Source organism: Nitrososphaera sp. AFS (assembly GCF_009898475.1).
Taxonomy (GTDB): Archaea; Thermoproteota; Nitrososphaeria; order Nitrososphaerales; family Nitrososphaeraceae; genus Nitrosopolaris.
The window spans coordinates 1-10,402 of sequence record NZ_QURE01000036.1 but is presented as its reverse complement, the minus strand read 5'-3'; the positions used below and the strand labels follow the sequence as shown (position 1 = coordinate 10,402).

The 10,402-nt window shown below is 35.7% G+C and carries 11 protein-coding genes; 2 read left to right on the top strand and 9 right to left on the bottom strand.

The features are described from left to right. The first annotated feature begins 2 nt into the window (after positions 1–2). Positions 3–545, top strand: a complete 543-nt coding sequence (locus DYY65_RS05685) for a hypothetical protein (RefSeq protein WP_370519304.1) — start codon at positions 3–5, stop codon at positions 543–545. 305 nt (positions 546–850) lie between these two features. Here the strand turns inward: DYY65_RS05685 and DYY65_RS05680 are convergent, their stop codons facing one another. Then, positions 851–1,810 carry a homocysteine S-methyltransferase family protein gene (locus DYY65_RS05680; RefSeq protein WP_162477013.1) on the bottom strand — a complete coding sequence of 320 codons (960 nt, stop codon included), beginning with the start codon at positions 1,808–1,810 and terminating at the stop codon, positions 851–853. Between the two features lie 357 nt (positions 1,811–2,167). Beyond that, a complete protein-coding gene (locus tag DYY65_RS05675) occupies positions 2,168–2,941 on the bottom strand; it encodes a hypothetical protein (RefSeq protein ID WP_162477012.1) in 774 nt (257 codons plus the stop codon). A 405-nt stretch (positions 2,942–3,346) separates the two neighbouring features. Between DYY65_RS05675 and DYY65_RS05670 the strand changes: the two genes are divergently transcribed. Continuing rightward, a complete protein-coding gene (locus DYY65_RS05670) occupies positions 3,347–3,658 on the top strand; it encodes a hypothetical protein (protein WP_162477011.1) in 312 nt (103 codons plus the stop codon). Between the two features lie 358 nt (positions 3,659–4,016). Here the strand turns inward: DYY65_RS05670 and DYY65_RS05665 are convergent, their stop codons facing one another. From DYY65_RS05665 to DYY65_RS05635, 7 genes are all read right to left on the bottom strand, one after another. Further along, entirely contained in the window at positions 4,017–4,157 is a 141-nt protein-coding gene (locus DYY65_RS05665; protein ID WP_162477010.1) for a C2H2-type zinc finger protein, read from the bottom strand. Positions 4,158–4,254: 97 nt separating this feature from the next. Further along, the gene (locus tag DYY65_RS05660) at positions 4,255–4,593 is read right to left on the bottom strand and encodes a hypothetical protein (protein WP_162477009.1); all 339 of its coding nucleotides are present in this window, start codon (positions 4,591–4,593) and stop codon (positions 4,255–4,257) included. A 431-nt stretch (positions 4,594–5,024) separates the two neighbouring features. After that, positions 5,025–7,367 (bottom strand): ATP-binding protein, encoded by a 2,343-nt coding sequence (locus DYY65_RS12960; RefSeq protein WP_201449360.1) that lies wholly within the window; start codon positions 7,365–7,367, stop codon positions 5,025–5,027. Between the two features lie 18 nt (positions 7,368–7,385). Continuing rightward, a complete protein-coding gene (locus DYY65_RS05650) occupies positions 7,386–8,330 on the bottom strand; it encodes a transcription initiation factor IIB (protein WP_162477007.1) in 945 nt (314 codons plus the stop codon). Positions 8,331–8,797: 467 nt separating this feature from the next. Further along, the gene (locus DYY65_RS05645) at positions 8,798–9,022 is read right to left on the bottom strand and encodes a hypothetical protein (RefSeq protein WP_162477006.1); all 225 of its coding nucleotides are present in this window, start codon (positions 9,020–9,022) and stop codon (positions 8,798–8,800) included. Continuing rightward, complete coding sequence (locus tag DYY65_RS05640) at positions 9,007–9,531, bottom strand: ArsR/SmtB family transcription factor (RefSeq protein WP_236561692.1); 525 nt, start codon at positions 9,529–9,531, stop codon at positions 9,007–9,009. Before DYY65_RS05640 ends, DYY65_RS05645 begins: the two co-directional genes overlap by 16 nt. A gap of 163 nt (positions 9,532–9,694) precedes the next feature. Next, positions 9,695–10,402: glycosyltransferase (locus tag DYY65_RS05635; protein ID WP_201449359.1), on the bottom strand; the 708-nt coding region annotated here is incomplete at its 5' end.

Sequence of the window (10,402 nt, the reverse complement as noted above, 5' to 3'; positions counted from 1 at the left end):
TGATTACAACAAGTGTTTGGGGCAATAGATTCATAATAGCTGCAATAATTCAAGGCGCGATAATCACAGGTCTTACATTATTAATTGTTGCAATTCAGTTGCTATTCTCTTCTACAATTAATATTATTCAGTTTCTCTCCTTATCTTTTGAAGGCCCAGCTAAATGGTTCTTCCTAGGCTACATCTTCTATATGATATTAGTTGTTGCAATAGCGGTAACAGCTGTATTTTATAACCATCTGGAGATCAATATGACAAAAAGAATTAGTGGGTTTAGGAAGGTGCTAGCCTGGATTCATCTGATTGGAATGAACGTAGGTGGGACTGCTATAACATTAACCATGATATTTGCAGGGTTAATTGGTTCTGGAATATTGGGCGTAATCATTAGTGGAGCTAGTACTTCTGCAGTAGCTAAATTAACACCAAATAATGCAATTATGGTACAGTTCATTCCACCAATAGCCACATTTGCAGGCCTACTAAGCATAGGAGTCATTGCAGGTGGCATAACCTACATAGTGACATATTTACAAAAAGAATAGATCCTAACCAAGACATCAAAATATATCAGCTATGGATTATATCTTATTCTGAGTTATCCATATTTCGGAAAGCTAGCGAAAATAATGACAAAATAAATCAAATGAATGGATTTAGTCCTATTAAATATTAAGGTTGTCATTATCTCCTATCGAATGACCACATAGTAACATGAGAGGGTAATTAAGCGATGTACACCCAACTTAAGTGAAGGAGTAGATTAAACGTATGCAATCAACTACAAAAACCAAATAGAATCTTATCCTGTACCAACTCAGCTTGCAATAAAAACCTAACATGACCGTTCTCAGTATGCATGCAAATCTAACATCTTGCGCATAGCAGCTATATGCTGTGGGTTAGTTCCGCAGCATCCTCCTATGATCCTAACATGTCTATAATTTTGAATGAATTCCTCAAGCTTTTCAGTCATTTCAGCAGGTGTCATTTTGTATACAGCTTTACCTCCCTCGTTCATAGGCATACCGGCATTTGGTACAACTAATATTGGCAGTTCTTCTTGTTCATTTAACCATCTTACACTTGGTGTCATTTCTGAAGGGCCAGTTGAACAATTCATTCCGAAAACATCAATCCCCATATCGCTTACGGTAGTATATGCTGCTTGAATATTTGTGCCAAGAAGCATCTTCCCATATTGATCTAGTGTAACATTTGCAATAATTGGAACCTTCTTGCCTAATTTGTTGATGGCGTCATGACATGCTTCTATGGCCAGTTTAACCTCCAGTATATCCTGGCTAGTCTCGATCAATAAAACGTCTACTCCTCCCAAGATGAGTCCTTCGGCCTGCGGCAGAAATGCTTCCTCTATTTGTTTCGGGGTTTTTTGGCCTAGGTCCGGATCGTCGGAACTAGGAAGATAGCCTGTGGGGCCCATAGAACCTATGACGTACCTTAACTTGTCTGTAAACTCAGATTCATTGCAAACCTCCCTAGCGAGAGTGGCTGCTTTTCTGTTAAACTCGATTGTCTGAGCGCCATATCCATATTCAGCCAGTTTGAATTGATTACTTCCGAACGTATTTGTTTCTATGCAGTCAGCACCTGCCCTTAGATAACTTCTGTGGATTTGCTTGATCCATTCAGGTTTACTGAGTATTAACCCATCGTTAAAGCCGTCTTTACCTTCCGGAAAGTCTACTGGTTGAGGGTTCAAACGTTGAATTTCTGTTCCCATTGCACCATCAAACAGCAGGATTCTATGCCTAATAGCTTCAAGGAATGTGAATGAATAAGAAGTCATGTAATGGATAGATGGAGTTTACTATGAGTTCTTAATTTAATCGTAGTCATGTTTGGTTGCTGCTATTACCTCATATTCCATGAAGCTTCCGAGCCTTTTATAATGGCTAATGTGTTAATAGTATAAAAGCCAGAGATAATAATACGATGTTCTTATTGCAACGGGCTAGTTATGGTTATTTCGATATTGCTTTAATAAAAATTCTACTTTGAATCTGCAGCAATGATAAGCCTACATTAGTTTTTTATCTTAATGACACAAGTCTGCAACCGTTGTATAAGAATATAATGTTATGCTACATGCTGCAAAATGAGCTGTCCGCAGTTGTTAGCGACGGATTAGTAAAGAAAGTTAAAATCAAGGAAGAATTTTTATCCCGTATACAGGATGTAATTCAGTTATCCCTCCAGGCATCTCAGGCATCTCAATTAGATATCTTCCAGTAACCATCACATGCTGTCCGATTTTTGGCAAAACAGGTTTGAAATTCGGTCCATTATATCCATTGCATGCACCAACATTCTCGGGGCTCTTGCTTGTAACTGGGCCCTGGCACACTGTTTCAGCATGTATTGCAGGACCACCGGGATATTTACTTGCAAATACCTTAGAATAGCTGCCAGGTCCCAACATATCTTTGTATGGAAGATCTAATACTATGTTGAAATTAGCATCACCGTCATCATTAAAATAGTGTGTCCAGACAACCCTACCAGTTACTGTGACGCATTGTTTTATTACCGTAAATCTAGCTTCTTTTACTGGCAGAATAAACCTGTTTAACTGGGGTAAACAAGGAGTTCCTAGTTTTGTTTGTGTCTTGGAAGCATTAACAGAAGTTATTGCTAACCTATGAGCTATGGCTAGAGCTGCTGCAGAATTGTTAGCAGTATCGGTAGTTAGAGGTTCTGTTCCAGGCGGAGGCTGTACTGCAAATCCACCCCCAGTAGTTCCCGGTACAAATGAACCTGGTTTATTTGATTGTGATGATGTTGTTATTGATGAATGGCCATGTGATTTTTTGGCTTGAGCTAGATATACAACGTTGTCAAGCCCAGTAATGGCTAGAGCGGATGTTGCCATTGCCAATAACAAGATTACTAATATTGCACTATTACTTCTATATTCCAATTTAAACAGGAATTATTCAGACATTCTAGTACAATATAAGTCAATCAAGTAAACTTTTTTTGAGTTTGCAACATCTCGTTGTTTAAAGATTGATTATATTTATAGAAATGATTAATACGTAGATACAAATTAATATCCAATGACGAAAGTTTCTAACTATCGCAACGGTCAGTAGTTCATAAAATCATTTCTAGTTCTGGCCCAATTGTGGATATAAGACGGCTAATGATCTCGGATAAACCATTCATAACGCAAAGATGCATCTCAACTTTTCAACCAACAATAACTATTCACTTTACTTATTCAACATGTTTTTATGATACAACAACCTTTCCTACCATAGTTGGATGAATCTGACAAAAGTATGGTTTTACCCCTGCCGTGTTAAACTTATGAGAGAATGTTTTGCCAAATGTGAGTAATGTTGATAATCCAGAATCGAATTCTTTCCCTTTATCTGGATCGTTATATCCTGTAACAATACTTCCAACTTTGATACTGATAGGATTTGGTGAAAATGCTTTGTCTGCTGAGTTAGCTGCCCCTGGTTTAATCAAAACTGTCTTACTACTTAGGCTTGAGCTGGTTGCTGGTGCAGTTATGCTAGTAGTATTGGCAGCAGTAACAGCAGCACTAGTCTTAATACCTCTAAGAGAAGGTCGCGTTTGCAGTATTTTTGGATTGGTGATTATGGGTTGGTACGGTAATCAATATTGACGTCTAAGTATAGCTTGTTGACGAGATAAAACATCGACTGAGTATGTTGGCCCTATGCGTCCAATCCATGCCCATATAACAAGAGCAAGTGAAATTCCCATGACAAGAATTGACCAAGCAACAGTTTTCGATCCCATATGCAGAAAGTATTTGTTAATATTCCTTTATAGATATTTGCGTTAGCTCAAGGATTTGATAGTGGGTGAGTTTATTGAATTTGTAACCAAATTCGAGCGTCAATCATGCTATTCAATATACTGATTCAGCTGATAAAAAGTATGGCGGTATCATTTCAGAATTTATGGGGATATCAATTGGAAGTATATATTTTTATTCTAGTAGTTAAATTGCTACTAGACTAAAATATCTCTGGTTGTTCTGCATCTGGATGTTCTGAATCTATATGTGCTGCAAGGGCCTGTACCGTTAAAAATGTACTCCCACAGATTTTGCAAATAAACTCTCCACTTTGACTAGGAAGAGAATTAGGATCAGACATATCTAATCTATTATTTCATTCATGGTTAATATATTTGAATTATCAGCGGTTGACCTTATATTTTATATGGTGTGCTGTTGTGCTATCATTCAGTTTTTTAGCGCATTTCTATTTCTCTTTCCTTTAACTCAACTTTAGGAGTATGGAAATAACAAAATGAGTCAGCCATTTCATATTCTTCATTACAAACTGGGCATACCTTGATTCTACGTACGAATTCTCCTTCCCAGTCGATTTCCTCACCACATTGTTTACATACAACAGGTCTCTTTCCTTTCTTATGGAACATGATCAACCCTTGGCAGGCAGGATTACCGCAGATATATACCTGTTTACCGAAATATGCATCTGATGCGAAATTAAACACATCTAGGCGTTTAAGAATAGGATTATCAGTATCTAGGGAAGATTTCTTTTTGGGTTTGTACTTTGTCATAATTATAATAATTTGGAAGATCGGCTATAATATTTTATCGTCTTGGGGTTATAATACATTCAAGAGGTTGCTTCGATGAATAATGACCTGAATAATGACCTGTTATTTGGATCAAAGGATGCTCTAGCCAATTTCTTTTGAGATTTCTGGTATGATGCAGCAGCGCCATCATTCACTCAATTATTGTTTGCATTATTATTATTATAATTCATTTTGTTCTATTTCGCCTTTTCCCTGACATGTAGGACACTCCCCTATTGTCTCTTCACCGTCAGATTCTGCCTTTGGTATTGTGTAACTGGCAGTTTACCAGAACCTTTACAGACTAGACAATTTATCTTTACTATTCATTATACACCTCGATATATCTTTCTTGTATGTAACTATTAGGATATGAATTGCATATCTATTAGTTTTAGGTTAATAATAGTCTAGCTAATAACCACACTCTTATTAATTACAGCCTCCCAACTTCTGTCATCTATTTTGTCTTTTTCGTTCTCTTTATGAATCCAACTTCTTAATTCATCATTAAAACTATTTTGATAGTTTATTTGATCATCTTCAATACTTACAGATATCATGCAGAATTTACTATCACTTTGTATCTTGTTTGAAGTGTTATCATAGGATTTTAAGGATATAAAATGTGAGGCGTAGTATTGTTCTATTGATAGCGATCGATCCTTTTCTTTTTCTTTACAAAAGCTTTCAGAGAAATATCTCCATTCATCATAGCTATGATGAAAATTTGGATATTCCAAAATATTATTAACTCCACTCAGGAATTTCCTATAATCTGGGTCTGCCTGATCCTTAGAAAAATATTTTGAATAGATATTTATTATAAATCTCTTTAACTCGCTTTTAAATGAATAATCGACTAACAATACGCAATCAAACCTTCCTTCACGTTTTATTGCACTATCCACTTCGTCCATATGATTGGTTGAAATAAAATAAATAATATTTTTATTTTCCTTCAAGCTATTTAACTTTGTAAGGAAAGTATTTGTTAATATTCTGTTTTCCGGCGAACCTTTGTATTCCTTGCGTTCCTTGATAAATTCGTCTATTTCATCAAATAGGACTACAGTTTTATCCAAATCATTCAAATAAGAAAAAACTGAAGAAATAGATTCGGCGAATTTGTCATCACCTAGCTTTAGAAGCGTAGCAGTATCAACTAGTACAAATGACCAGCCTAAGAAGGAAGCTATGTCTCTAGTTAGCTTAGTTTTTCCGGTACCTGGTGGTCCATAGAGAAAGAAAGCATTGGGTAGGTCAACCAATCTACGCTCACGATCTCTCCTTGGTTTAAGAATCAATTCGAAAATTGTTTTTTTAAGGCTCTTTTCTTTACCCTTGAAATAGAACGTACTATCCAGTCTATCATAAAATTTATTTCTATTAGTTCTTTCATTGAACTCCTTGGTATCGAATTTGTTGATCAGTTCCTTTCTGAGGTTTTTTTCTAAAATAGAATCTAAAGATAGAAGAAAATCGAATACCAGTGATGTACTCCAACATTCAGGATGACTATTAGGATTAAAAAGTATGGGTGATCTCCATCCACTGTAGGTGTCAATTTCATTGTTTACACTTGGATGGTCGTTAACTCTATAAGGATACTCGACTCTTTCATTCTTATAGATCCAATCTATAGCCTCCTGGATGATATCTGCAGAAGGTTGAAAATGTTTTAAAGGATCCACCATACCAAGCAGCATTGATAAGGTGGTCAATGCGAAAGGGTAGACATTTCGTTCTTTACTTAAAAAGCCTATAGGAGAAAGTCTTTTCCATAGGCTGGTATCCTTTTGGTTTTGCAAAATGTGCTCAACTAAAATCTCCAACGTATGATTTTTGAATTTACCTACTCTATCAGCATAATGGTATTCCTGCCTATTTCGTAAGTAATGATAGTTTTTGTATATGGCTGCACAGTATATAGAAGTAATTGGATCTATACCATCAAAATCATTAGTGTGATAGAAAGTAATCTGTCTATATATTTGATTTTCAGCCCATTCATAAATATCATAAAAAATCTCATCCACTTTTTGTTTTATCAGAAAACTTTTTGTCATTTTAGACAACAGCTGTGTACCATCGCCACCACCAGAATGATTGAAGTCATCTTTATTGGCATTATCATTATTGGCATTATCATTATCCTGTAAATCCTCCCTCCATTCCCATAAAGCACCTAATGCCCAATACGCTAAAAATGCTGAAAAAGCATAGTCTGGCTTATAAGCACCACCTCTTTTATCCCTTTGCAACTCGCCTAGTAGGTTATCAAGGGCCCTACGAATTAATTTAACAAGACCTTTCTCTTTTTGCAAAGAACAGGCTGTAAAAGTATGAATATTTGTATTAGTATTGCGTAAAAAATTTTTTAAATAGACTAATCTATACGACGTGGCAAAAATATAGTATGGATGGTTATTCTCATATTTTTCCCATGCGTCTTCGTTTTCTAACAGATATTTTGCAAAGTTCCTAAATACATTGTCATTTTCCAGAAGCCTATGTTCTATTTCAACTAGATCTATTCTAGAGTTAAGAAGTGAGTTAAGGGCAAAACAAGTTGACAATACTCCTACTCTTTTCTTTGAGTTAGAATCATAGCTGGGCCTGGTAAAGAATCTTTTGTCATTAAAATCCTCATTCTTATTTATTTGATAAGTTTTCAAATAGTCAGTATGCTTTCCAATTAAATAGCGAATGTTTTTTCGTATGTTTCTATATTGCTCAATTCTTTCTGACACTCTAGGACACCAGACTTGTCAATAGCGTTTCTTTAGCTCTCTAAGTTGTAATCTAATAGTTACTTCAGACTTTCCTGAAGCTGCTGCCAGATTCTTTTGACTAATATTTTCGCCCGTATCTCTAGAAGCCAAGTAAAGTGCAGTCGCTGCAAGACTGCTAGGATCTTTTCCTATGGTAATCCCCTTTTTGATAAGGGAATGCATGATATTGATTGCATGACGCTTTGTTCTCTCACTTATATTAGCCTTATTTGCAACTTTTGCAATATGCTTTATTGGGTCAGCTGCTGGGACTTTAAAATCTAGTTGAAAAACAAGGACTCTGAATGCTTTGGCTAACTCTTTGCGTTTGACATTACTAAGTTCGGAAATTTCACTTAATGTCCTAGAGGCACCCATTTCTCTTAAAGATCCGTATATCGCTGCTGCTATCATTGAAGACACGGTTCTACCTTGTATTAGATTTTTTCTGTGGGCTTTTCTATAAATATAGGCTGCCCTTTCAACCACAGAATCTGATAATCCAAGTTTGTCTCTTAGAATAAGTAGCTTTTTGAATGCTTGTTGAAGATTTCTATAATCTGGGCTGTTAGCATATACTCTAGCATCCCATGTCCGTAATCTCCCAAATCTAGAAGACATAGCAGTATCCAACACATGACCGCTAGCATCCTTATTCATCAGACCTATTCTTGTAGCAAGGCCTCTATCATGATGAGTTAATGAAGTCACATTTGTTCTCATCTTATGGCCCATCTTTGAACCACCAACGAGCGATTCAAAGCTAGCTTGCATATCTTCTTCACAAGCCACTTGACCACAGTATTGGCATACTCTTTCTCCAGAAGAAGGGTCAGTAATAAGGACTGTCTTAGAGCCACATTGTGTACATTTAGGATTATTTACTACTGATTCTAATGATGTTGTTTCAAATTGTTTTTTATCAACTGATGCTAACACCATATTTTGATCAGCCTCTTGGACATATGTGTATTGTATCTAACATAATGTAATACTAATCCTATTTATAATCTTTTATTTCAAAAAGTTATATATCTTCTTCTTCTCTCCTAATTTCCAAAGACCAAAAATCAAGAAGGAAGCTCTCAATAGTCCTTTAAATACTTAATTAAGCTAGTATCAAGTATCGAAATGAAAATCACTTACTAGAGATAGTCTATCAGCCCATAAACAAACCCAATACCAGTGCTTTAGTCTAGCGTCACTGTGATTCCAAGTAGGATTTATATTATAATAATTTTATGTCCATTCACCTTATGTATACAGACACTCGGTACAACGTTGCCTATCTAATATAAATATAGGCAGATAAGATTTCCATCCAATGAGAATGTAAATGTATATTCTAATGTCCAATACCCATGATGTTTTGTTATTCAATCAGTACTTAATAACTTCAATAGCCTTTCCTAAGGTATATTGCCAAGCAGCATTTCAGCAGTATTTCCATCTAGCTTCCTTCTAATCTTGGCTATTGACTCTTTTATCAGATACTCATTTTCATTTAATGAATTTGCTATTTCTTGCACTGTCCTTCGACCAGATTTTTTTCCTCTAGCTATTCTTTCATTCCCTTTCTGTTTCCCTTTCTCTTCATGTATTCTTCCCCCTTCCTCTACTATATTATATAACACCCTTCTCTCCAGGTACCCTCCGAAATTTGATGTAGCTGTCTGAGATTCAACTGCCTCAATGCTCTTAGATCATTAAGTCGAAATTCTAGACTAGAAATCTCATCGTCTATGTCTACTAGGCTTGACTGCATATGAACAAGTGCATCGCTTGTGTCGTTAGGTGTAGAATCAAACTGCTTATAGAATTTTTTTGATTCGTTGCATCTAGATTCTGTTATACTTGAGTTTTTAATTCCAAATGCATCCTGAGACATAGATATAGTTAAACTAAATTCAGACTTTAATTTATAATATCTTCTGTCAGGAGCAGCTAAATTACTTTTTTCTACATACGAAGAAATTAAACCACTCTCTTCCAAAGATCGCACATGACGTAGAATGGCTTGTTGTCCTATTCCTATCTGCTTAGATAGTTGATTAAAATACATGGGTTCTTTTGATAGAGTAGTTAGTATTTTCCTTCTTGTGCTATTTCCTATGGCATCTAAAACTAAATCAGGATCCAACATCTCTAACAAGTACTTCTACTCTTCATTCTATCCTGTTGTATGTCTTCTCTTAGTATGTTACTGACCATGTGGTAATAACACTCTAATTTAGGTATTATTGTTCTTATCCATACTATTCTAAGATACATATCTTTCATTAATTGAATCAAATAATTCTTCACGTTCATAATTTATGATGTGCAGGTATAACTGAAACTTGAGTTCGATTTATGATCTGAGTGTATATCTCCAAATGTCTTTTGGCCACATTGTCCCACCTTAAATTTTCTTTAAATTGAGATATAGCGTTAATATAACTTTGATAATCTTTCTCTAATTTCATCAACGCTTCTGAAAATTTGTTTGGATCTCTTTTTGCAGTTATTCCAAGCCCCTTTGATGAAAATTCCCTAAAGAATTCCAGATCTGTTGCTACAAATGGGATGTTATGAGCCAGTGCATCAAACATCACGCCTGAAGATGAACCGACAGAATATGGGAGAATAACTGCATCTACAGCACGCAACAGAAGGGAAAGCTCTTCATCGCTAAGATAGCCTCTTTGCAAGTCAATAATATCGCCTCTTTTAATTCTAACAGAGTTGTCGCTTTCTATACAATAATAGTTTCTGGAAGAATTTATTACCAGAGACCATCCTTGAGGTATGCGCATTCTCTCGAAAATCGACCAACCTTTTGTGGCAGTTTTAAAACCTATTGCTAGGGCAATTTTTGATTGTTCAGGCAATGAAAATATTGCTCTAGCTTCTTCCTTGGTTATGTTGTTGCTATAAGGTTCAGCCCCATGATAGATAAGTTTACCTCCGCCAATCTTCTCCAACATAAAATCAGAGGATACAATACTCTCTTTGCTCTTTCTAACTTTTTCCCG

What these genes read in the sequence shown, in the direction of transcription:
- DYY65_RS05680 (WP_162477013.1), bottom strand. Translation starts at nt 1,810, where the DNA reads ATGACTTCTTATTCATTCACATTCCTTGAAGCTATTAGGCATAGAATC.
- DYY65_RS05665 (WP_162477010.1), bottom strand. Translation starts at nt 4,157, where the DNA reads ATGTCTGATCCTAATTCTCTTCCTAGTCAAAGTGGAGAGTTTATTTGC.
- DYY65_RS05660 (WP_162477009.1), bottom strand. Translation starts at nt 4,593, where the DNA reads ATGACAAAGTACAAACCCAAAAAGAAATCTTCCCTAGATACTGATAAT.
- DYY65_RS05650 (WP_162477007.1), bottom strand. Translation starts at nt 8,330, where the DNA reads ATGGTGTTAGCATCAGTTGATAAAAAACAATTTGAAACAACATCATTA.
- DYY65_RS05640 (WP_236561692.1), bottom strand. Translation starts at nt 9,531, where the DNA reads ATGTTGGATCCTGATTTAGTTTTAGATGCCATAGGAAATAGCACAAGA.